This window comes from Yinghuangia seranimata, assembly GCF_029953285.1.
Lineage (GTDB): Bacteria > Actinomycetota > Actinomycetes > Streptomycetales > Streptomycetaceae > Yinghuangia > Yinghuangia seranimata.
Genome location: NZ_JASAOI010000024.1, coordinates 12,118 through 32,637, shown reverse-complemented (window position 1 = coordinate 32,637; position 20,520 = coordinate 12,118). Strand labels below are relative to the sequence as shown.

General features: G+C 67.7%; 24 protein-coding genes and 2 tRNA genes. 16 read left to right on the top strand and 10 right to left on the bottom strand.

Annotated features, from left to right (window positions below; translation table 11 throughout):
• The first annotated feature begins 26 nt into the window (after positions 1–26).
• On the top strand, positions 27–323 hold the full coding sequence (locus QI554_RS16840) for a type II toxin-antitoxin system VapB family antitoxin (RefSeq protein WP_281470793.1): 297 nt from the start codon (positions 27–29) through the stop codon (positions 321–323).
• Positions 324–555: 232 nt separating this feature from the next.
• The gene (locus QI554_RS16835) at positions 556–1,221 is read left to right on the top strand and encodes a LytR C-terminal domain-containing protein (RefSeq protein ID WP_281470792.1); all 666 of its coding nucleotides are present in this window, start codon (positions 556–558) and stop codon (positions 1,219–1,221) included.
• 119 nt (positions 1,222–1,340) lie between these two features.
• Here QI554_RS16835 and QI554_RS16830 read toward each other — a convergent pair.
• A tRNA-OTHER gene (locus QI554_RS16830) sits at positions 1,341–1,416 on the bottom strand.
• 559 nt (positions 1,417–1,975) lie between these two features.
• Here QI554_RS16830 and QI554_RS16825 point away from each other — a divergent pair.
• From QI554_RS16825 to QI554_RS16815, 3 genes are read left to right on the top strand one after another with little or no spacing between them, the layout of a single operon-like run.
• On the top strand, positions 1,976–2,797 hold the full coding sequence (locus QI554_RS16825) for a hypothetical protein (RefSeq protein WP_281470791.1): 822 nt from the start codon (positions 1,976–1,978) through the stop codon (positions 2,795–2,797).
• Positions 2,776–3,063, top strand: a complete 288-nt coding sequence (locus tag QI554_RS16820; RefSeq protein WP_281470790.1) for a hypothetical protein — start codon at positions 2,776–2,778, stop codon at positions 3,061–3,063. Before QI554_RS16825 ends, QI554_RS16820 begins: the two co-directional genes overlap by 22 nt.
• 8 nt (positions 3,064–3,071) lie before the next feature.
• A complete protein-coding gene (locus QI554_RS16815; protein WP_281470789.1) occupies positions 3,072–3,395 on the top strand; it encodes a hypothetical protein in 324 nt (107 codons plus the stop codon).
• Between the two features lie 32 nt (positions 3,396–3,427).
• Here QI554_RS16815 and QI554_RS16810 read toward each other — a convergent pair whose 3' ends face one another.
• Entirely contained in the window at positions 3,428–4,180 is a 753-nt protein-coding gene (locus tag QI554_RS16810; protein ID WP_281470788.1) for an XRE family transcriptional regulator, read from the bottom strand.
• A gap of 107 nt (positions 4,181–4,287) precedes the next feature.
• Between QI554_RS16810 and QI554_RS16805 the strand changes: the two genes are divergently transcribed.
• Positions 4,288–4,509 (top strand): hypothetical protein, encoded by a 222-nt coding sequence (locus QI554_RS16805; protein ID WP_281470787.1) that lies wholly within the window; start codon positions 4,288–4,290, stop codon positions 4,507–4,509.
• Between the two features lie 155 nt (positions 4,510–4,664).
• Positions 4,665–5,099, top strand: coding sequence for a hypothetical protein (locus QI554_RS16800; RefSeq protein WP_281470786.1), 435 nt, complete (start codon positions 4,665–4,667; stop codon positions 5,097–5,099).
• 301 nt (positions 5,100–5,400) lie between these two features.
• On the opposite strand, the gene QI554_RS16795 is transcribed toward QI554_RS16800, so the two are convergent.
• From QI554_RS16795 to QI554_RS16780, 4 genes are all read right to left on the bottom strand, one after another.
• Positions 5,401–6,207, bottom strand: coding sequence for an NAD(P)-dependent oxidoreductase (locus QI554_RS16795; protein ID WP_281470785.1), 807 nt, complete (start codon positions 6,205–6,207; stop codon positions 5,401–5,403).
• Complete coding sequence (locus tag QI554_RS16790) at positions 6,204–6,743, bottom strand: guanylate kinase (RefSeq protein ID WP_281470784.1); 540 nt, start codon at positions 6,741–6,743, stop codon at positions 6,204–6,206. Before QI554_RS16790 ends, QI554_RS16795 begins: the two co-directional genes overlap by 4 nt.
• Before the next feature lie 50 nt (positions 6,744–6,793).
• Positions 6,794–7,810 carry an AAA family ATPase gene (locus QI554_RS16785; protein ID WP_281470783.1) on the bottom strand — a complete coding sequence of 339 codons (1,017 nt, stop codon included), beginning with the start codon at positions 7,808–7,810 and terminating at the stop codon, positions 6,794–6,796.
• A 277-nt stretch (positions 7,811–8,087) separates the two neighbouring features.
• On the bottom strand, positions 8,088–8,444 hold the full coding sequence (locus QI554_RS16780) for a GntR family transcriptional regulator (RefSeq protein ID WP_281470782.1): 357 nt from the start codon (positions 8,442–8,444) through the stop codon (positions 8,088–8,090).
• A gap of 395 nt (positions 8,445–8,839) precedes the next feature.
• Here QI554_RS16780 and QI554_RS16775 point away from each other — a divergent pair, with 395 nt between their 5' ends.
• The 8 genes from QI554_RS16775 (at position 8,840) to QI554_RS16740 (ending at position 17,422) form a co-directional block, all read left to right on the top strand.
• A complete protein-coding gene (locus QI554_RS16775) occupies positions 8,840–9,109 on the top strand; it encodes a hypothetical protein (RefSeq protein WP_281470781.1) in 270 nt (89 codons plus the stop codon).
• Positions 9,106–10,452 (top strand): hypothetical protein, encoded by a 1,347-nt coding sequence (locus QI554_RS16770; RefSeq protein WP_281470780.1) that lies wholly within the window; start codon positions 9,106–9,108, stop codon positions 10,450–10,452. The genes QI554_RS16775 and QI554_RS16770 overlap by 4 nt, the downstream gene beginning before the upstream one ends.
• A 254-nt stretch (positions 10,453–10,706) precedes the next feature.
• Entirely contained in the window at positions 10,707–12,749 is a 2,043-nt protein-coding gene (locus QI554_RS16765; RefSeq protein WP_281470779.1) for an FtsK/SpoIIIE domain-containing protein, read from the top strand.
• A 451-nt stretch (positions 12,750–13,200) separates the two neighbouring features.
• The gene (locus tag QI554_RS16760; protein ID WP_281470778.1) at positions 13,201–13,467 is read left to right on the top strand and encodes a hypothetical protein; all 267 of its coding nucleotides are present in this window, start codon (positions 13,201–13,203) and stop codon (positions 13,465–13,467) included.
• Positions 13,468–13,580: 113 nt separating this feature from the next.
• A complete protein-coding gene (locus tag QI554_RS16755) occupies positions 13,581–14,435 on the top strand; it encodes a bifunctional DNA primase/polymerase (RefSeq protein WP_281470777.1) in 855 nt (284 codons plus the stop codon).
• 47 nt (positions 14,436–14,482) lie between these two features.
• On the top strand, positions 14,483–15,724 hold the full coding sequence (locus QI554_RS16750) for a DUF3631 domain-containing protein (protein WP_281470877.1): 1,242 nt from the start codon (positions 14,483–14,485) through the stop codon (positions 15,722–15,724).
• A 121-nt stretch (positions 15,725–15,845) separates the two neighbouring features.
• Positions 15,846–16,070: a helix-turn-helix domain-containing protein gene (locus tag QI554_RS16745; protein WP_281470776.1), complete on the top strand. Its 225-nt coding sequence runs from the start codon at positions 15,846–15,848 to the stop codon at positions 16,068–16,070.
• Positions 16,071–16,081: 11 nt separating this feature from the next.
• Complete coding sequence (locus QI554_RS16740; protein ID WP_281470775.1) at positions 16,082–17,422, top strand: tyrosine-type recombinase/integrase; 1,341 nt, start codon at positions 16,082–16,084, stop codon at positions 17,420–17,422.
• Positions 17,423–17,518: 96 nt separating this feature from the next.
• Here the strand turns inward: QI554_RS16740 and QI554_RS16735 are convergent.
• The 4 genes from QI554_RS16735 to QI554_RS16720 all read right to left on the bottom strand — a co-directional run bounded on the left by QI554_RS16735 (position 17,519) and on the right by QI554_RS16720 (position 19,438).
• A tRNA-Ser gene (locus QI554_RS16735) sits at positions 17,519–17,605 on the bottom strand.
• A gap of 10 nt (positions 17,606–17,615) precedes the next feature.
• Positions 17,616–18,071 carry a tRNA adenosine(34) deaminase TadA gene (gene tadA / locus QI554_RS16730; protein ID WP_425527997.1) on the bottom strand — a complete coding sequence of 152 codons (456 nt, stop codon included), beginning with the start codon at positions 18,069–18,071 and terminating at the stop codon, positions 17,616–17,618.
• A gap of 80 nt (positions 18,072–18,151) precedes the next feature.
• A complete protein-coding gene (locus tag QI554_RS16725; protein ID WP_281470774.1) occupies positions 18,152–18,559 on the bottom strand; it encodes a tRNA adenosine deaminase-associated protein in 408 nt (135 codons plus the stop codon).
• 303 nt (positions 18,560–18,862) lie between these two features.
• Positions 18,863–19,438, bottom strand: a complete 576-nt coding sequence (locus QI554_RS16720) for a response regulator (protein ID WP_281470881.1) — start codon at positions 19,436–19,438, stop codon at positions 18,863–18,865.
• Between the two features lie 362 nt (positions 19,439–19,800).
• Here QI554_RS16720 and upp point away from each other — a divergent pair, with 362 nt between their 5' ends.
• Positions 19,801–20,439 (top strand): uracil phosphoribosyltransferase, encoded by a 639-nt coding sequence (gene upp, locus QI554_RS16715; RefSeq protein ID WP_281470773.1) that lies wholly within the window; start codon positions 19,801–19,803, stop codon positions 20,437–20,439.
• Positions 20,440–20,520 lie beyond the last annotated feature (81 nt).

Sequence of the window (20,520 nt, the reverse complement as noted above, 5' to 3'; positions counted from 1 at the left end):
CGCCTCTCCCCGGTAGGCTGACCCCTGTGATCTTCAAGCGGATCGGTGACGGCAAGCCGTACCCGGACCATGGGAGGTCGGGTGCCCGCCAGTGGGCCGACATCGCCCCGCGGCCCGTACGTCTGGACCAGCTCATCACGACGAAGCGGCAACTCGACCTGGACACTCTCCTGGCCGAGGACTCGACGTTCTACGGCGACCTGTTCGCCCACGTCGTCAAGTGGCAGAACAACCTGTACCTGGAGGACGGCCTGCACCGCGCCGTCCGCGCCGCGCTCCAGCAGCGCCAGGTACTGCACGCCCGCGTACTCGAACTCGACTGACCCTGCCGGGGGTACGGCCGGCCCGCCGCGCGCGTACCGGCCACCACCCGTCCGGGCTCGCCCGAACGGCCCAGTACAGGGCGGTTGGACAGGACGCGTCCCCGCGCGCGGTTGCGGGGGGCGGCATTAGTCTCGGCAGCAACGGCGACCGGGACCAAGGCCGGGTTCCGCGCGCACTACACCGCCCTGACCGGCCGTCGGCCAGGGGCGCGAGGAGGATGGGGGCGCGTCGATGAGCATGCTCACTCCCCGCGGCATGCGGGGGCAGTACAAGATCACCGGGAAGATCTATCCGCGGATGACCCGGCGCCGCCGCAAGTGGCCCGTCGTCGTCGCGTCGCTCGTCGCGCTCGCGGTGCTCAGCACCGGCGCGTGGGCGGTCTACCACTACACGGCCGACGACACGAAGACGTCGGCCAGCGGCAAGCCGTGCCCGCCCGCGAGCACCCCGCCGTCGGGCAAACCCCCGGCGTCGGGCACCCCGGGCGCCGTCGCCGCACCGGGCCAGCCCAACGCGCAGCCGGTCGCACAGACGCTGCCCGCGCCGAACGCCATCACGGTCAACGTCTACAACGCGACCAAACGCACCGGCCTCGCCAAGACGGTGGCCGACGAACTCAAGGCGCGCGGCTTCGTCATCGGCAAGGTCGCCAACGACCCGGCCAACAAGCAGATCGCCGGCGCCGGCGAGATCCGCTCCGGCGTCCCGGGCAAGACACCGTCCACGGTCGTCGGCGCCCACCTGCCCAACACCCAGTACGTCGAGGACGCCCGCACCGACGGCTCCGTCGACCTCGTCCTCGGCGACGGCTACCAAGCCCTGGCCACCGCCGACGCCGCCGCCGCAGCCCTCGCCCCGGCCCCCCCACCGGCCGCCGCCGCCCCAGGCACCTGCTGACCCCGAAAAGGCCGGCCCCACCCGGGGCCGGCCTTTTGGCAGGGCCGTCCAAGACGAGCCCAAAAGCAGAAGCCGGGCCAGTCCGTACAGGACTGACCCGGCTTTCGTACTGCTGAGAGCGGTAGCGGTGGGATTTGAACCCACGGAGGAGTTGCCCCCTCACACGCTTTCGAGTTCCACACCCGCTCCGCCACCCCTTGTTCGCCACAGTTCGCCACAGTTCCGCCATCTCCGCTGACCTGCACTGATTCCACAGCGCGTACGGTCGCGAACAGAGGCGGACGGTGCCGAACGAGACGGAAACTGAGACGGCCGACTCACCGCCCTGAGGTCGACGGCTTCATGCCCCGTCTCAGTGAGGCTAGTCGACCGGTACGTGTTGACCTGCGTGGACTGGGTTGAGTGAGATGGCCATTGCGGCCGATCCTTACGCTCGTAGGACCCAAGCTGGGCACGGTCGGTCGGGTCAACATCAGCATGTCCCCGGGGGTGCTAGGCCTTCGCGCTGCATCAAAGGCAGACGGCAGGCCGCCGGGCGATTGAGACTCTGGGTGTTCCACCCGCCAACAGCTATGGGTGGGCTCCGTGGTCCCACCCGCCCTGGTCAGTAGCACCGGGAAGGCCTCGAGTACGCACCCTCCCGCTGGCTGTGGTCCAACTGTTGGCTCTCGCGCCTGCACCGTCTGAGGGACTCTAACGGCGGGTCACACACGGCCTGATACTGGCTATGCGACCTGGATCCTAGAGTTTTTGCATGGATCGCATCTTTGTTGCCCGGGTCAACGTTCGATCGAAGCCAAGCAGCGAATACCGAACCCATCCGTTTAGTAAAATGAAGAACGACCCACTTGAACATAAGGCAGCTTTTCAGTTGCTCGCGTCAGCCTTTGGAGACGAATCTGAAATCCTAACTGGCGATGACGAAAGCATCTACAAGACCGACCTAGATGACGAAACCCGCACTTCCATCAAACAGTTGAATGGAAAGCGCCTTATGTTTCGACAAGTCAGTCAAGATCTCGCCATTGCTATCGATGGCGCCGACCAATGGGTCGGCATGGCAACCTCGCTCGCCCCAGAAATTGCAGCGTGCGAAGTTGAAAGACTGCTTCGAGCTATCACAGAAGACGCCGGATCCATGGGGGACGTGGAGATTTATGTAGATCTCGCTGCCAATCCGGATGACGTATACCGGAACCTCACGCGACTTCAGAAGGCTGGACTATCCGAGCTTGCTCTTACCGTTCGTCGACCTAATCCCGGGCGCGCGGGTGACCTCTCCAGGATCCTGAACGAGCTAACGGTCAAGCACCAAGCCAAGATTACCAAGATCCAGTTTGAGAACGACGAGGGCGGCCTTCATTTCCAATCGGACGAGTCGCGGGACCTGTCCCGGAAAGCAGGGTCGGGCGAGGTCTTCCTCTCTGGGAGATCCGGGGACGGTAGCGACTGGAAATCAGCGGAACACCCGGCAGAGCTGCCAGTTCCGTTCGAGATCACGCCTGACAGAGTGAAGCTAGCATTGATTACCGCGCTCGCTGCTTGGCTAAAGCTATGGAATTGGTGGTGGAAGTGAATATTCAGCCGACATCGAGCGAACCAAGCCCTCCCCAAAAAGACTCCAAACGCGAGCGGGGCCCAATGTTCAGCGAAGGAAATGTATCCTTCGCCAAATATCTAGAACGTTTAGAAATCCACCCAGAATTCTGGTCGCTATTTGATCTTGCAGCATTTATCGCAGGCGCAGTTGGCGGTGGACTAGTCGCCTATAATAGGTATCACCACATTGGAAGTCCGGTGCCAATTGCGGCGTCGCTGACAGGCTTGGTGATCGGGGCCTAATCGCAGGGATGGCGATTATGGCGCGCTGCCACGATCCGGAATTCCTGCAAACTCTAAACGATCATGGCGGGGGCCCGGCTTCTAAATATTTCTCGCCGTTCATTACTACGGCAACCGTCGGATTGATCGCAATTTTGGCAATCATTTCATATACGATCACATCCGTCCATGCATCCCCTGTGTACCGTGCCTTGATTGGCGCTGCGGCTGGCGGGCTAACCCTGCTCACTTTGGCGGGACTTACGGGGGCTCTTGGAACTCTGATTGTCTATCTGGAGGTCTACGAAAAGGCGGCGCTAAACAGGCCCAACGAGGAGCAGCCTGGCCGGTGAGCTGGGCATGTCATGTCCCGGTGCGCAGCGCGTCAGGCGATTGCGGTGCCCCGTCCCCACAGTTCGTCGGCGTGCTCGGCGAACCGATCGAACATGCCGCCATCCTGCATGCGTCGGAGATGCATCATCGGGGAGTCATGGCCGACGAGCCGGGCAAGGTGCGGGGTCACGAGCGCGTGCGCGTCGAACCGGAACACCGACAGGCTCACGTGGTTGGTGCCGTCCTCCGGTGCTGAGTACCGGGCCTCCACGCCTGGTACGCCCGACAGCTTGTCGAGGTGCTCCAGCGTGATGCGGATACGCGTCGACACGGTCAACGCGACATCTTCAACGGCTTCGCGTTGCCGCGTGGTAGATGACTCGGGATGCCCAAGCAAGAAACGCACCCGACAGCCGGATTCGGCCTTCCTGCGCAACGTCTGATGCAGAGCTGGCTGCTCCAGCCACACGAAGTAGTTGGTGTATCCAGCAAAGGTGATGTCCGTGGTCGCATCACCGATCAGGCTCGCCCACACAGAGGTGGGGCAGGCTGAGCGATAGGGGTACGCCGCGATGAGTTCGCGGTCAGGGCCTGTCTTGAGGACCCCCCGAACGGCCGAGGGCCAGAGCATCAGTTCATCAACCCCTAGTGCGTCGCTCACGTCCGCCCGATTGCGCGGGTGCGGGATGAGCGCCTCGTCCGCCAGCCATCGCTCAACGGTCTTGGGCGTCACTCCCACCCGGCCAGCGAGCTGCCGCGCTGTCAGATTGGCGTCTGCCATACCGCGCCGAAGTGCTGTGTTCAAGGCTATTCCCCCGGACGTCTAGGCGTTCTTCGACGGTAGCGCCGAGACGTCTCGACTGTCCCTGACAGTGTCCAAAGACCATCTATCCGGGCACCCAAGCTGAACGCATGGGCACCCCAGGCATGGACAACACAGCAGTGACCCCGCGCTCATTCACGGTCGCGATCGATACGGCACGACGACTCAAAACCGCGCTGGCGGACGCCGGGTTCGAGGGACTCGACATCCGTCCGACCGTGCTCGCCCCCGAGGTGTGGGCCGTGGCCATCGGCGCAATTCCCGTGGCCATGGCGGCCCGGCTGACCGAGTGGGCGCGGGAGCGGGCGTGAGGCGGCCGAAGCACGCTGCCCCTGACCTGGTCCGACCCTACGTGCGCGAGGCGATACCGATCACGCCTGACGGGCCGAAACCGCCCATCGTGTGGGCAGGGTTCGCGCCACAACGGCCACCCGTGGTCCTGGTGGCGTGGGGCTGCGATCCGGGCATGGCCGGCCTCGCCGTGACACGGGGCCATGCCCATGCCAAAGACCACGGGTACCCGGTGCGTGCGACGGTCGCCAGCTTCGGCGTACCGGTGCGCGATGCCGAGCTGTACGACCAAGCCGTGCGCGGATTCGAACGCCGCGAGGAGACCTACGACGCGTCGTGGTGGCTGGTACGACACTCGGCCATCTCGCCCCGAGACCTCGACCAGGCGCGCGCTGCGCTCCAGTCCCGGTGGGCCGGACAGGACGCATACGCCGAGTGGTTCAAGCGTGAGCACGGCTACCCCCTCGATGCCGTGAAGCTCGGCGGCGATGCGGACGGGGTACGCGCGAATCCGTTCCCGGAATGGCCCGCCGTGATCGACCGCCGCACCGGCCCGATGCCCTTCCTGGAAGACCCTCGGACGGTGCCCGAACTCGGCGCGGGAGACTGAGAAACACCGCAGCGCCGTCCCCGGGGCCGGTGATGTCCTACGCGAAGAAGTGGTCTTCCTTCTCATAGGAGCCTGTCTGCCCGCAATGTGGGCAGACGTAGGAGTTGCCGGAAAGGACATTTGTAGGGTCGTTGAACGATGCCCTGTCGAGTTGGATAGGCGCAGTAAATTCCTTGCCGCAACTCTTGCACCTGACCGCTAGCTGCTCCGACATGAATGGATCACCTCTTAGGCGGTTCCTTCAGTACTCCACTTTCATGATTGCCGAGTAGCCGGCCATCCGCCTCTGGGGAGAGGTCGTTTAGGGGCGCGCCTGGCGGTCGCCGTGCGCGGTTGACAATCGAAACATGACGGTGGCCGCAGCGCTGACCATCTCCGCGGGCAAACCAGCGCTCTTAAGAGCGTCAGTCACCTCATGCAGCTCGGCTGTCCAGCGCTGCGCCTTGGCCGCGACGTCCGGCGCGTAGTCAAGGTCCGCGAGGTGGCGGGCACCGTGTTCCCGAGCGATGTCGAGCAGCTCGGGTGTCACGTCGTACTCGTCCGCCAGGGCGTGAGCCACCGCCGCGAGTGCTCTGCTGGCCTTCTGATAGGCCGTGTAGGAAAGCTTGAGGCCGGAGGCTTGCCCGAGCGCGCCCGGCAGCGCTCTCGCCTGCACCTTCGTGCCTTCAAACAGGCGTGCCACCTGCGCGACTTCGGCGGATGCGCCGGACAGGTACAGGTGTGGGGAACGGGTCGCGGATGGGGGCGAGCCCACTACGGCCCCATCAACCACGCTCGCGCCGCGTGCCACGAGCAGCTCGGCGATGCGGGCGACCCTATCCGGACTGATGGCGTTCGCCTCCACGTACAGGCCGCCGAACGCCAGGTCGGCAACGGCCGTTGCGACTGGTTCCGCTGCGTCAGACGGGCAGAGCGAGATCACGAGCGCGCTGCGGTCGACGAGTTCGCGCAGCGTCCTGACCGGCTCAAGGCCGAATCGCGCTGCGCGGTCCGCTGTCGCCGCACTACGCCCTTGCGGGCACCACAGGACATCCACCCCGCGGATTGTCAGTTCGCCGGCAACAGCGGCGCCCATGCTTCCGGGGTGCAGGATTCCGACCGTTGTCATGCAAACTCTCCGAGCAGCTCCCGCGCCGCAAGCTGCTCCGGCGCCTGGTCGTTGACGGCCTGCCAGATAGCCGCCGCAGCGTCCTCAGGGACCGTCCGGTCGGTTCGCAGGATTGCGGACCACAGCACGTCTGGATGTGCGCTCAGATCGGCGTACGTCTCGTCCCATGCCTTCAGTCGAGCGGCAGTGTCAGCGTCGCCGCGCCCTGCGGACCGTTCGGCCGTCGTCGCTCGCGGGCACCAGAGCAGCACCCGAGTCCAGTGCGCTGGATAAGTCGCGAGCGCTGCAAGCGCGTCGACCTGGCCGACGTGCACGACCGGCACCAAGCCCTGAGCCGTGAGCCGGTCTAGCTCCGGTGCGTCGGTCGCGTACTCCGCGCCGTAGCGCTGGTTGCTGTGCACGATCAGGCCGTCACGCCGCAGGTCAGCCAGGGTCTGAGCGTCCGTCATGCGGTATCCAGTCGATCGACCGGCGCCGACCTTCAGCCGCTGGAAGTGCACGAACTCCGGGTGCCTGCACGTCAGTTCCGCAGTCACAGTGTCCTTACCGGCCGCGGGCGGACCGTAGAGCGCGACGACCGAGGGCGTCACCAGCGACCGCCGCCCATCAGGGTGTCGCGTGCGCGGTCGGCGAGCGCGACCGCGGCCCCGTGGCGGTTGTCCACCAGGTAGTGCGGCGCGACCGGCCGCATTTGCATGTCCATCCCCGAAACGTAGGTATCCCAGTTCTGAAGCTTCCACGCGTCGCGGGGCGCGTCACGGAACTGCACGTACTCGAACATCGATTCCGTGTCGCACTGCACCCAGACGACCTGAGGAATCACGCGCTTGGAACGGCACTTGTTGAACAGTCGCCGCATCCAATTCACGTCGGAGAATTGGGCCACGAACGGCGCGTCAAGGATGACCGAGATTCCGCAATCAAGGTTGTCCCACGCGGCTTCCATCAGGCATCGGTATTCCGCAGGCTTGACCTTTTCGGCATACAGCTCGGAGTGCCGGTCGTACGGATCGCCGCCGAGCGCCGTCAGCAACTGCTCAACCATCGGCCGCGTCAGGGAATCCTTGTCGAGGATCGGCCAAGCGGTCAGCGCGCCGAGGAAGCGGGCAAGCTCCGACTTCCCGGAACCGGCGTAACCGCCGACCATCGTGAGGGTTGTGGGGTGCTCCTTCAGGCCCAGTCCGCGGCTGCGCTGCCACGCGTCGACGACCTGCCCCCGGAAGTCAGTCGCTGACGCTTCGGGCACGCCCGCCGTGATCATGGTCAAGGCTTGATTGACTGCCTCTTCGTCCGAGCTCACGGACGGGCGTGCCGGTCGCGGTTCCTCGGGCATCGGAGCTTCCTCCATCGGCAGCGGATTCCTGAACCCAAGCTGCGGTTCAGTCGCCTTGTAGAGGAGGCAGTACGCGCGGCGGTAATGCGGGCCCGGATACGTCCTGCCCGTCTCATGCGCCGACAAGGTTTGGAAGTTGGCCGCCAAATTCCAGCGGTTCCGTTCGGAGATCTCGCGCAATTCCTGCCCGACATCTTCCTGAGTGAGCCCGAGCGCTTCACGCGCTTTGCGCAAACTCTCCGGATTCCAACCCGGTCGCCCCCGCGTCACTGCTCCTCCATGGCTTCTTGGCTGCGATGGTATGGCGCTCAGAGTGGACTACACGGCCGACTACACGGTTCGTGTAGCTACTCGTTTAGTTCTCGTTGAATTGGCTTGATGAGCTGTGCGTGATGTTCATTCGCGATCAATGACGGTTCCATAGTTGGTGTCAGCACAGACACCGACGCAAGGAGACGAACATCATGTGCGGCAACTGCGGTAGCAGCCGTCCTCCCACGACCACGTCGTACGGGCGCGTGTGCCCTGCCTGCAACGCCTCGCGCCGCTAGCGCCCGGGGCCGGCATGTTCGAGGATCGACAGTCGCTCCGACAGGTTCGCGACCTGGTCCCTGAGTTGCGCAACCTGAGCTATCAGCGCAGCGACGTCCACCGGCTGCGGCACCGAGCCCGGCGTCACATCGGACCGAACGTAGACCCCTTTGCCCTGTTGGCCCTCAATCAGGTTCTCGTTCCGAAGGATCGTCAGAGCGGCCTTGATCACGGTGTTCGACGCCGCGAACTCCGCTTGAAGGTCCTTCAGGGACGGCAAGCGGTCGCCGGGGCCGTACTGCTCGCGGGCGATACGGGCGCGCAGCTCGTTCGCAACCTTCTTGTAGGCGGCAAGTCCCTCGCCCTGGGCCACGTCGGTCCCCCTCGTAGTCGCTTGTAGCTCCAAGTCCACCACATCCAACCGAAGAAACATCATCTCCAAGCTTGACGTTCTTAGAGCTCTAAGAGCACCATCTATCCAGCGGGTTGCAGGTTAACCCGCTCCCGACCTGCCAGGGAAGGCGGCAACTGCCGCGCGCCCGTGGGTGCAGGAACGGCATGCCACTTGAGAACTCAACAGCGTGCACAGAGACCACAGACACGAGTGCTTTTAGTCCTCGGTCGGCCCGTTCGCGGTCGTCGATCGAGGGTCATGACCACTCGTCGGGTCAAGACGAGGCGCACCAACGTGCGCCGGGGCGACCGCCCTCCCGGCCAAGGTCCGGCGGTCACCCCGTAGGTCGCTCCTAGACACAGAGGAGTACGACCGTGCGAACCATTGTCGCCGGGCATCTGGCGTTCTCGTGGGAAGAGTTCGCAGAGCTGGCATGGGGCATCGATCCGCTGCTGTTCACCGGCCTCGAGGACGAAACCGAGATGGAGCGTGCCGCACGCCTGGACGCGGCGCGCGACATCCTCGCGGACCTGTGGCGTGAGGATGCGGAGCTTGCCGCCTACGCCGCTCGGCTGATGGGCGCGACCAGCCGCACTACGTCGATGCCGGAGCTGCGCACCGCCGAGCGGCGGTGGGCGGCATGACGCAGATCTACACGCTCAGCGCGGGCCGGAAGCTCGACCGCGCAACGATCGCTGAGGCCAACGCCGCCGCCGTCGAGAAAACAGCGGCGGCCGCCGTGGTCCAGGCGCAGGCCGAGGCCCAGATCGCGGCGCTCCGGCGCCAAGAACTGCGCGACATCCGCGCCGAGTCGGCGACGGACAAGGCCACGGCACGGGCCCGACGCCGCGCCCGGGTGCGTGCGGTGGTCGAGGTGGTGCGCGAGCGCCGGGACTTCGCGCTCGTGACCGGCGTCATGACCGCGTCAGTCGGCACGGCGTGGCCGGCACAGACTTCGTTCTACCTCGGCATGGGCATGCATCCGGTGCTTGCGGTGCTGGTCACCGCGATGACCGAGGGTTCCGCGTGGGCCGGAGCCGCCATGGCTTCCAAGGCGATCGAAGACCAACGTCCGGCGGGCATGTACCGGGCGATCACCTGGGGATCGGCCGTCACCGCTGGCGCGCTGAACGTGGCCCACACCATCGCGCGCAGCGTGCCGCTGGCCGTCGTGCTCGGCATCGCGAGCATGCTCGGAGTGCTGTTGTGGGAGGCGTACGCACACTCACGCACCCACACCAGGAGCGGCAAGTCCGGCGCGCAGGTCCGCGCCGACCTGTACCGCCGCGCCCGGTACCGCCGGGTGCACCGCCGGATGCGCGACCTGATCGCCGCAGTTCCCGGACTGGACGAGGGTGCAGCGTGGGTGATCGCTTGGCGGTCGGTCCACGGGGCCGACCCGGGCGTCACCCACCGCACGCTCAAGGCGCACCGCAAGGCGGCCGCGCGAATCGCCGGTCTGCTCGCCGGAGAGTCAGAGTCGGATGCGGAGTCGGGTCCCGAGTCGGTCGGGCTCACCGTGCTCCAGTCGGCGACCGCAACGCTTGCGGACGAGGCACCGGGCGGGACGGTCGTCGAGTCGCGTGAGTCGGTTCGTGACGCGGAATCCTTCGCGCTCGCCGCGTCCGAACCGATTGAGCATCTCATCGGACTCGACCAGGTCGCCGACGCGGCCGACGAGTCGGGCGAACAGTCGGGGTCCGACCAGAGCATTTCCGATGATTCCCCGCAAAACGACCGTTACCCGAGTCGGATTGCTGCTACACCGCGTCGGTCGACCGGCCCGGTACCGCCGTCCGCGAAGTCGACTGCGCCCCGACGCAGCGCCGCCGAACTGCTCGCCTCAGCACGGGACCTGACGGCCGACTGGCCGACCGACCAACTGACCGCCGACCGCATTCGCAAGGCGGTTCGTACGTCGTCCGAGTCGGCCCGAATGCTGCGCGACGCCTTGCGCGCTGAGCGCGACGTGCCGCAGGCGGCTTGAGCCACACCAACCACGTGCACGCGGCCCCGGCTCTCGCCTGGCAGCTTCCGCCGGGGCCGCCTCCATCGCATGACTCACATGGATTGGAGAACCACAGCATGTCGCAGAGCGACGTGTTCGACCCGACCAACGACACGGACGAAGTCGACTCGCACGGAGTCGACAACCCCGACGCGCAGGTGATCCCCCTCCGCAAGAACGCGGAGCAGGAGCCCGACTCCGCCGACGACGTTCCCGAAGCAGACAACGGCCCCGTGACCCCTGTGGACGACCCGGCCCCCGCCCGCGTGTCGTGGGCCAACTCCGTCCGTGGCGAGCAGCGCCGGGAAGTACTGCCGGCATGGCTCCGCTCGCGTGAGGAGCTGCGCAAGCAGGTGCGTTGGGTCCTCGACCACTACAAGCACGTTTCCGCCTTCCACGCAGTGCGCGCTCCGGTCTACGCCGCGACACTGGTCATCCGCTCTCCCCAGGGCGCGGCACGGTTGGTCGGGGGCGCGCTGCGGTGGGTGTCCGACGCGGACGGGCGGCCGGTTCGAGCGAAAGCCATCGAGCATGGCGACGCGAACGAGTATCTGAAGCTCGCCCGGCACCGGGACGGCCGTATCCGGCTCCGCGTCGCGATCCTTACCGCGGCCGCCGCCGTTGTCGGCATGCTGCTCGCCCTGGTCATCCTCGCGGGCCCGTCCTGGGGCGCGGTGCTCGCGCTCATGGGCGTCGTTGCCGGTCTCGGTTTCTTCGGCGCGCCGGCCGATCGGCCCGTGGTCGGTCCGGCCGTGGTCAAGCCGCAGGTGCAGAAGCTCACTTCACACATCGTGCTGCGCGCGCTCGGAGCGCTCGGCATCGCCGAGATCAACAAGGCCGTGGCCAAGGGGTGGGGGCCGCGTGCGTTCGTCGCACCGATCACCCGCGACGGGCCCGGATGGCGCGCTGACATCGATCTCCCGTACGGCGTAACGGCCGTCGACATCTTGGAGCGGCGCGACCGTCTCGCGTCCGGCCTGCGCCGTCCGATGGGTTGTGTCTGGCCCGAGCCCGTGCACGACCAGCACACCGGACGCCTGGTCATCTGGGTCGGCGACCAGGACATGAACCAGGTCAAGCCTCCGGCGTGGCCGTTGGCGACCTCCGGGAGCGCGTCGCTGTTCAAGCCGTTGCCGTACGGCACCGACCAGCGCGGACGTCAGATCATGGTCAACCTGATGTACGCGAACATGCTCATCGGCGCGATGCCGGGCATGGGCAAGACGTTCGCGCTCCGCGTCCTGCTCCTGGCCGCCGCGCTCGACGTCACGGCCGAACTGCTCGTATTCGAACTGAAGGGCACGGGCGACCTGTCGCCGCTCGAAAAGGTCGCCGCCGACTACGCGTCGGGGCCCGATGACGAGACCTGCGAACGAGCGCTTGAGTCCCTGCGCTACGTCTACAAGGAACTGGAGCGCCGCGCCAAGGTCATCGCGTCGTTGCCCAAGGACGTGTGCCCCGAGAACAAGGTCACGGCGGGGCTTGCCGCCCGCAAGTCGCTCGGGCTGCACCCGCTCGTGCTCGCGATCGACGAGTGCCAAGAGCTGTTCGCCAATCCGAAGTTCAAGCAGGAGGCCGAGACTCTCGCGGTCGCCATCATCAAGCGCGGCCGCGCTCTCGGCGTCATCCTCCTGCTGGCCACTCAGCGGCCCGACAAGGATTCGCTGCCGACCGGCGTATCCGCGAACGTGGGTATCCGGTTCTGTCTCAAGGTCATGGGGCAGCTCGAAAACGACATGATCCTTGGGACGTCGTCGTACAAGAACGGGCTGCGCGCGTCCACGTTCACGCTGGATGACCTCGGCATCGGGTACCTGGTCGGCGCAGGCCGGGACGCGAAGGTCGTTCACTCGTACTACGTCGACAACAAGCAGGCGGACGCGATCTGCGAGCGCGCCCGAGCCGCACGCGTCACTGCCGGAACGTTGTCCGGCTACGCGGCCGGAGAGGCGTCCGAGACCGAGCGCGCCGCCGCGTACGACGTGCTCGCCGACACGCTCGCGGTCATTCCCGGCTCTGAGGCCAAGGTATGGAACGAAGTTGTCGTGGACCGGCTTGCCGAGCTGCGGCCCAATGCGTACGGCGCGTGGGCCGACCTCGACAGCAAGGCGAAGTCAGCGCAGCTCACTTCCGCTCTCAAGCCGTACGGCATCCCCGTGGGTCAGGTCTGGGGCACCGACGACGAGACCGGGAAGGGCGCCAACCGGCGCGGCATCGCTCGTGACGATGTCGCCGCCGCTGTCACCAAGCGTGACGCTTCTCGCGGTTCAAACTGACCGCTGAGGGTTGCTAGGTCTAGCACAGCCGCTTGCTAGACCTAGCAACCCTGCTAGCACCCCACATCAGCGCTGACCAGCGCACTAGTCCCTAGCACTGCCTTGCCCGGAACCAGCGAAAACGCCTCTGGAAGGCCCCTGATGACCCCGAACGCCGTTGCTAGCCTCATCGTCCTCGCCTTGCCTGCCGGTTACGCACTGTTGTGCTGGTTCTCGCCGTTCGGCCCCTGCCGAGCCTGCGACGGAACCGGCAACCACGTGACGTGGTGGGAGCGCCGACAGGCTCGGGTCAACCCGCACCGCAAGCCGCGCCGCCGCATTCGCAGGCCCTGCCGGCACTGCAAGGGAACCGGAGCGCGTCTGCGCCTTGGCCGACGCCTGCACAACAGCGGCCGACGGCTCCACCACGACGGCACCCGCTGAACGGCTTACACACCCTCAGGAGAGATCAATGCGAAGCGACTTCGTGAACCTGGCCGCCGACGCCCCGGGCGCGGCCAACGCCGCGACGAGCTCGGTCACCCTCGCGATGCCCGTGATCATGATGATTCTGGCGTTCCTGATGCTCGCGAACGGCAAGGCCCCCAAGCTCGCGGGTCTCTGCCTCTTCCTTGCCGGAGTGGGGCTGTCCGGCACGGCGATCGCCGGATCGTTGTCGACGTCCGCGCACACGATCCTCGCCGGAACGATCGACGGAATCACCAACTCACTCAAGTAGCCGTGCCCCGGGGCACCCGCCCATCCGACCAAGAACGTCGGGTGCCCCGGGCCTCAACCACGCCCCGCAAAGGGCAGAGGGAGAACTCAAGCATGAGCCATGACAGGAACGCTTTGAAGGCCGCAGCGCTCCGCGCGGCCGAGCGCGGGTGGCGGGTCTTCCCGCTCGTACCCGGCGCGAAGCGTCCGGCTATCAAGAGCTGGGAGACGCGCGCGACGACGGACACCGAGCGCATCGCGCGGTGCTGGGACCACGGGCCGTATAACGTCGGTCTTGCCGCTGGTCCGAGCGGCTTGGTCGTGGTGGACCTCGACCGGCCCAAGCACGCGAACGACCGGCCGAAGGAACCCTGGTCGCAGGAAGACGTGCGCGACGGCGTCGACGTGCTCGCGGTCATCGCGTCCCGACAGCGTGCGCCGTACCCGAAGGAAACGTTCACGGTGGCGACCGTGTCCGGCGGACGCCACCTGTACTTCCTCGCGCCGGACGGCGCGCAGCTACACAACACCGCGGGAAAGCTCGGCTGGAAGGTCGACACCCGCGCGTACGGCGGTTACGTCGTCGCGGCGGGGAGCGTCGTCGACGGAAACCCGTACGTGGTTGCCGTCGACTCCGAGCCCACGCCGCTGCCCACGTGGCTTGGAAGCTTGCTCCGCCCGGCGCCGGTCGAACGACGTGCCGTGCCGACGCCGTCCGCGCGCAGCTCCTCCCGGTACGCCGATGCGGCGCTGCGCAACGAAACCGCCAACGTCGCCGGGGCCCAGGAGGGCACGCGGAACGCGACGCTCGTTCGCGCCGCGCGGGCCCTCGGGCGACTGGTCGCATCGGGCGATCTCACCCGCGTCGAGGTGGAGGACGCTCTTAAGGGGGCAGCGTCCGCGGCCGGTCTGGCCGAGCGTGAGAGCGCGCCGGCCATCACGAGCGCACTCAACTGGTCGATCGCGAACAACCCCAAGGCGGCAGCGTGACGCACCACCCGGACAGCCTCTGCCTTAACAGCGACCAGCCCCCGACCGTGGGCGCGCCGACGCTCGACGGTGCGACGCTGCTCAATGAAGTCGTGGCGTTCCACAAGCGCTTCAACGCCTTCCCCACCCAAGCCGCGTACATCGCGGTCGCCCTGTGGGACGCGCACGCGCACCTACTGGACTGCTTCGACTCCACACCCCGACTGGCGTTCCTGTCGCCGGAACCGGGCAGCGGCAAGAGCCGCGCTCTGGAGATCGTTGAGACGTTGGTCCCGGCCCCGATGGTCGCCGTGAACGCCTCAGCCGCAGCGCTCTTCCGCGCTGTGTCGTCAGGCCCAACGCGACCAACCATCCTATTTGACGAGATTGACACGATCTTTGGCCCCAAAGCCGGGGACAACGAAGAACTACGCGGATGGCTCAACGCCGGTCACCGGCGGTCCGGCGTCACGTACCGGTGTGTCGGTGACGGGGCGAACCAGACCGTGCAGCCGTTCCCTTCGTACTGCGGGGTGGCGGTCGCTGGGCTCGGGTCGTTGCCGGACACGATCCTCACTCGTTCGGTCATCGTCCGGATGCGCCGCCGTGCGCCGAACGAGCGTGTCGAGCCGTTCCGCCAGCGCCTGCACACGAAGCAGGGCAACGCGCTGCGCGACCGACTCGCAGCCTGGGCCGCCAGCGTCCGCGATCAAGTCGCGGGCACATGGCCGGAGATGCCAGAGGGCGTGACCGACCGCCCGGCGGACGTCTGGGAACCGTTGATCGCGGTCGCCGACGCAGCCGGGGGCGACTGGCCGGAGCGCGCCCGCGCGGCGTGCCTCGAACTGGTGGAAGCATCCAAGGGCAGCGACAAAGGCTCTCTTGGCATCCGCCTGCTAACCGACCTGCGCCACGTGTTCAACGGCGCGGATCGTCTCCCGACCGTGGTCATCCTCGACGGTCTGACCGCCATGGATGATGCCCCGTGGGCCGACATGAACGGCAAGCCGCTCGATCCACGCGGACTCGCGAAGTGGCTGCGTGAGTACGTCACGGCTGACAACACGCCGATTGCTGCCCGGAACATCAAGACCGCCAACGGGGTGATGAAGGGCTACTACGCGTCCGACCTGCACGACGCGTGGCTGCGCTACTGCCCCCCGCCCCCGGAAATCTCCGCTACCTCCGCTACCAAGCCGCCGGAACCGCCCCTGACCAGCGGGAACGCGGTAGCGGACATCCCCGATTTCCTGCGCTACCCAGCCGCTACCGATCCGCTTCCCGCCGCCGACCCGGCAGCGTCCTGGTAGCGGTCGTATCCGCTACCGCCACCCGATCCGCTACCGCGCAGAGCCCTTTGACCTGCGCGGTAGCGGCGGTAGCGGAAGTAGCGGACTCCCCGGAACGGAGCAACGAGCGAGAGGAGACCCGGTGCCCGAGCCCGACGCGGACACTCCGTTTGACCCCACGCTGATCCTCCTCAAGGTCGAGGAGGCTGCCCGTCGTCTCGGCATCGGCCGGACGCTCATGTACGCCCTGATCGGCGCCGGAGAGGTCGAGTCGGTGCCTGTCGGCCGACTCCGCCGGGTCCCGGTGGACGCCCTCCATTCGTACGTCGCGCGTCAGCGCGAGAGCCACGCACACGCCGCAGCATGAGGAGGAGTGACATGGTCATCGCGCCCGTCAACCCGAACGAGCCGGACGAGCCCAAGAAGCCAGAGAAGGCCGAGCGGCGCACACGCCGCCCCAACGGCGCATCGAGCATCTATGAAGGCGCCGACGGAAAGTGGCACGGCAGGGTCACGATCGGGGTGAAGGACAACGGGTCACCCGACCGCCGCCACGTCGAGCGCAAGACCAGGGCTGAGGTCATCAACGCGGTTCGCGAACTGGAGAAGCTGCGCGACGGGGGCAACGTGCCCAAGCCGGGGAAGCGGTGGACGGTCAAGGCGTGGCTCACACACTGGCTGGAGAACATCACACCCCCGCCGGCCGTTCGGCCGTCGTCGTACTCCGCCTATCGGGTAGCCGTGAACCGGCACCTCATCCCCGGCGTCGGGGGTCATCGGCTCGACAAGCTCGAACCGGAGCACCTCGAACGGCTCTACACCAAGATGCAGAGCAGGGGCCTCAAGGCCGCGACCGCCCACCAGGCGCACCGCACGATCCGTGTGGCGCTCGCCGAGGCGGTGCGCCGTGGCCACGCCGCGCGGAACGTCGCGACCATCGCCAAGGCTCCGAAGATCACCGAAGAAGAGGTGGACCCGTACTCGGTCGCCGAGATCCAGCGTCTGATGGAGCAGGCGTTGAAAGGCCGCAACAGCGCTCGTTGGGCCATCGCTCTAGCGCTCGGGCTCCGGCAGGGCGAGACGCTCGGGCTCAAGTGGAAAGACGTGGACCTCGACACGGGGACGCTCCGCGTCAGGCGCAATCGGAACCGCCCGAAGTACGCCCACGGCTGTCTGGGTGACTGCGGTCGCAAGTACCCGGGCTACTGCCCTGAGCGCGTGCAGATCAACAAGGACACCGACGACACGAAGTCGCGCGCTGGCAAGCGCGTCATCGGCCTGCCGGATGCCCTGGTGGCTCTGCTCAAGCTGCACCAGGAGGAGCAAGCCAGAGAGCGGGAAGCAGCCGGCGAACGGTGGGAGTCGGCCGGATGGCTGTTCGCGACCACGACCGGCGAAGCGCTCAACCCTCGTACGGACTATGACGACTGGAAGGCACTCCTGGAGTCCGCGGCCATCCGCGACGGCCGCCTGCACGATGCCCGGCACACGGCTGCCACGGTGCTGCTCATCCTCGGCGTGCCGACGCCGACAGTGATGGCCATCATGGGCTGGTCGTCGTCATCGATGGCCGCGCGGTACCAGCACGTCACCGACTCCATCCGGAAGGACGTCGCGCGCCAGGTCGACGGGCTGATCTGGAAGCAGCCGGAGCCGACCCCCAAGGACGACAAGAAGCCCGGGAAGGGTAAGAAGAAGAGGCGCAAGAAGGGCCGCTGAGTCCGTCTCCGAGGCCAAGTGAGACGGAAACTGAGACGGAACGACGTCAGCCCCCGCCTGCGAGCAGGTGGGGGCTGACGTTTTTACTGCTGAGAGCGGTAGCGGTGGGATTTGAACCCACGGAGGAGTTGCCCCCTCACACGCTTTCGAGGCGTGCTCCTTAGGCCGCTCGGACACGCTACCGAGGGAGAGCCTACCCGACGTCGGGGCGTGCCTGAAAATCGGATTCGCGGAAGAAGGCGCGGAGGACGTCGCCGCACTCCTGTTCGAGGACGCCGGAGACCACTTCGGGACGGTGGTTGAGGCGGCGGTCGCGGAGGACGTCCCACAGCGAACCGGCCGCTCCGGCCTTTTCGTCCCAGGCGCCGAAGACCACGCGGTCGACGCGGGAGAGGACGATCGCGCCCGCGCACATGGTGCAGGGCTCGAGGGTGACGACGAGCGTGCAGCCGGACAGGCGCCACTCGCCGACCGTCTTCGCGGCCTCCCGGAGGGCGACCACCTCGGCGTGGGCCGTCGGGTCGCCGTGGGCCTCGCGTTCGTTGCGGCCCCGGCCGACGACCGCGCCGTCGCGGTCGAGGACGACGCACCCGATCGGGACGTCGCCGGTGGCCGGGGCCTGCCGCGCCTCGTCGAGGGCGAGGCGCATCCACGGTTCGTACCGGGTGCGCACCGGGCCGCGGCGGTCCTTGCCGTCGCCCGCCTGGGGCGAAGGCCCGGGCGCAACCGTCAACGCACGGTCTCCAGTTCGTCGGCGCAGCCGAGCCGGTCGGCGATCACGGTCAGCGCCTCCGCGGGCAGCCTGCCGCCGCCGAGGTCGGCCAGTTCGTCCGGGTCGACGCCGAGGTCCTCGAGGACCGTGTTGTCCCCCGCCGGACCGGGCGGGGCCGGCTCCTCGTCGTCGTCCGGGTCGTGGCCCAGGACGTCGGCGGTCAGCAGCGTGTCGCCGTACGCGCTACGCGCCACCGCCGCGCCGTCCGACACATAGATGCGCGGATCCTCCTCGCCGTCCACGCGAATGACGGCGAACCACAGGTCCTCCTGCTCCAGGAGCAGCAGGACCGGCTCTTCATCGACCGCAGAGGCGCGCGCGAGATCAGCGATCCCGTCGAGGTCCTCGACATCGTCGAGGTCCACCTCTCGCGCCTCCCATGTCTGCTCAGTGCGCACAAGCACTGCGGCGAAGTACGCCACCGGACTCTCCCAGGTCGTCAGACTCGGCGCGGCCGGAACTCCTCCGCCCGCGCGCCCTGCCGTGATGATGTCTGTCGGGTCCCACCGATGCTGTCCCCCGGCTCGCGACCGGGACCCCTCCGAGGTCCCCGGAACCACGGATGTGCTTCCCTCACGCATCGTGGCAGAAACGGGGCCGCTTCCGCGCGGATTGGCCGTCCGGGCGCGCGTGCGTCGCGCATCGCGCGCCCGGTGGCTGACGGGTGATCAGTACCGGAACGTCCGCATACGCATCATCTGTCGCAGTCGCGCGGTACGCGTACGGCGGGGCTGGATGCGCTCGCGCAACTCGTGCGCCTCGGCGAGTTCGCGGAGGAACAGCGCGCGCCTGCGCCGCCGTTCGGCATCCGTCTCCTCGGGCCGCCCCTCGGGCGCCCGCACCGCGGCCTCGACGGACGGGACGTTGGGCGACGCGTCGTCGGCGGCATCGTCGACCGAGTCGGCGGCGACGGGCGCTTCGTCGGTCCGCGCTTTTCGCGCTGCGGCCGTGTCCGCCTCGGGGACGGTACGCCGACCTTTACGACGCCCGGGCGTCGGCTCGTCCGTGGCCGCAGGGGTGGTACCGCGGCGCTTCGTACGCCCGCTCCCGCCACGCGACTTCGTCGTGCGCGTGGACGCCGGGCGCGCGCCGCCGGTCTTGGCCCGGGTCGGAGCCGGCTCCCCCGCGTCCGGGTCCGCCGGTTGGCGCGTCTTGGCGGCGCGGCGCGTGCGCCCGCGCGGCGCTGCCGGTTCCTCGCGTTCACCGTCGCGCTCCACGGCGGTGCGCCTCGGTTGCTGCCCCATGGGGCCCCCTCGCGTTCCAGCTGCTTCCACCCGACGAAGACCAAACTGCCCGCTCAGCAGCTAATACGCCACCGCAAACCCGGCGCAAGGGGGCGGATCGGGGGCGCATTTTCCGGATCGCGGGTGATCGCGCGCCCGGAAGGCCCGCCAAACGGCCTCACGGACGACGCCGAACTCACCCGCTGAGGGGCCGCGACCGGGGCCGTGACCGGGGCCGAAATCCGATGCCGGGCGCGCAGGCGGAGCCTTGATCGCGGAGTCCGAAAGCAGGCCGCGCAACACCCGCCCCACCTGTCCCACCCGCGACACCCCGGGCCCGCCAGGGGTCACATCCGGCCCGGGCGAGCGGATACTGTCTCACCATGCGGATTCACGTCGTCGACCATCCCCTCGTCGCCCACAAGCTCACCACCCTGCGCGACGCGCGCACCGACTCGCCGACCTTCCGGCGGCTGGCCGACGAGCTCGTCACGCTGCTGGCGTACGAGGCGACCCGCGACGTCCGGGTCGACCAGGTGGAGATCCGCACCCCCGTGGCGCCGACCACCGGTGTGAAGCTGTCGTACCCGCGCCCGCTGGTGGTGCCGATCCTGCGGGCGGGCCTCGGCATGCTCGACGGCATGGTGCGGCTGCTCCCGACCGCCGAGGTCGGCTTCCTCGGGATGATCCGCGACGAAGGCACGCTGCAGCCGTCGACGTACGCGACGCGCATGCCCGACGACCTGACCGGCCGCCAGGCCTACGTGCTCGACCCGATGCTGGCCACCGGCGGCACGCTGATCGCCGCCGTGCAGCTGCTGATCGAGCGGGGCGCCTCCGACGTGACGGCGATCTGCCTGCTGGCCGCGCCGGAGGGCGTGGAGCTCATGAAGAAGGCCTTCGCGGACACGCCGGTCCCCGTCACCGTGGTGACCGCCGCCGTCGACGAGCGGCTCAACGAGCACGGCTACATCGTGCCGGGCCTCGGCGACGCCGGAGACCGCCTGTACGGCACCGCCTGACCCCTTCCCGAGGCCTCCCGGAGTCGGGACCAAAGGCCTCCCGCGCGGGGGACGTCCGCCGGATGCGCTTCCGGTCGGCAC

Excerpts from the sequence above, each read along its gene's own strand:
- QI554_RS16835 (WP_281470792.1), top strand. The coding sequence starts at position 556 with ATGAGCATGCTCACTCCCCGCGGCATGCGGGGGCAGTACAAGATCACC.
- QI554_RS16825 (WP_281470791.1), top strand. The coding sequence starts at position 1,976 with ATGGATCGCATCTTTGTTGCCCGGGTCAACGTTCGATCGAAGCCAAGC.
- QI554_RS16820 (WP_281470790.1), top strand. The coding sequence starts at position 2,776 with ATGGAATTGGTGGTGGAAGTGAATATTCAGCCGACATCGAGCGAACCA.
- QI554_RS16815 (WP_281470789.1), top strand. The coding sequence starts at position 3,072 with ATGGCGATTATGGCGCGCTGCCACGATCCGGAATTCCTGCAAACTCTA.
- QI554_RS16805 (WP_281470787.1), top strand. The coding sequence starts at position 4,288 with ATGGGCACCCCAGGCATGGACAACACAGCAGTGACCCCGCGCTCATTC.
- QI554_RS16800 (WP_281470786.1), top strand. The coding sequence starts at position 4,665 with ATGGCCGGCCTCGCCGTGACACGGGGCCATGCCCATGCCAAAGACCAC.
- QI554_RS16795 (WP_281470785.1), bottom strand. The coding sequence starts at position 6,207 with ATGACAACGGTCGGAATCCTGCACCCCGGAAGCATGGGCGCCGCTGTT.
- QI554_RS16770 (WP_281470780.1), top strand. The coding sequence starts at position 9,106 with ATGACGCAGATCTACACGCTCAGCGCGGGCCGGAAGCTCGACCGCGCA.
- QI554_RS16760 (WP_281470778.1), top strand. The coding sequence starts at position 13,201 with ATGCGAAGCGACTTCGTGAACCTGGCCGCCGACGCCCCGGGCGCGGCC.
- QI554_RS16740 (WP_281470775.1), top strand. The coding sequence starts at position 16,082 with ATGGTCATCGCGCCCGTCAACCCGAACGAGCCGGACGAGCCCAAGAAG.
- tadA (WP_425527997.1), bottom strand. The coding sequence starts at position 18,071 with ATGCGCCTCGCCCTCGACGAGGCGCGGCAGGCCCCGGCCACCGGCGAC.
- QI554_RS16720 (WP_281470881.1), bottom strand. The coding sequence starts at position 19,438 with ATGGGGCAGCAACCGAGGCGCACCGCCGTGGAGCGCGACGGTGAACGC.
- upp (WP_281470773.1), top strand. The coding sequence starts at position 19,801 with ATGCGGATTCACGTCGTCGACCATCCCCTCGTCGCCCACAAGCTCACC.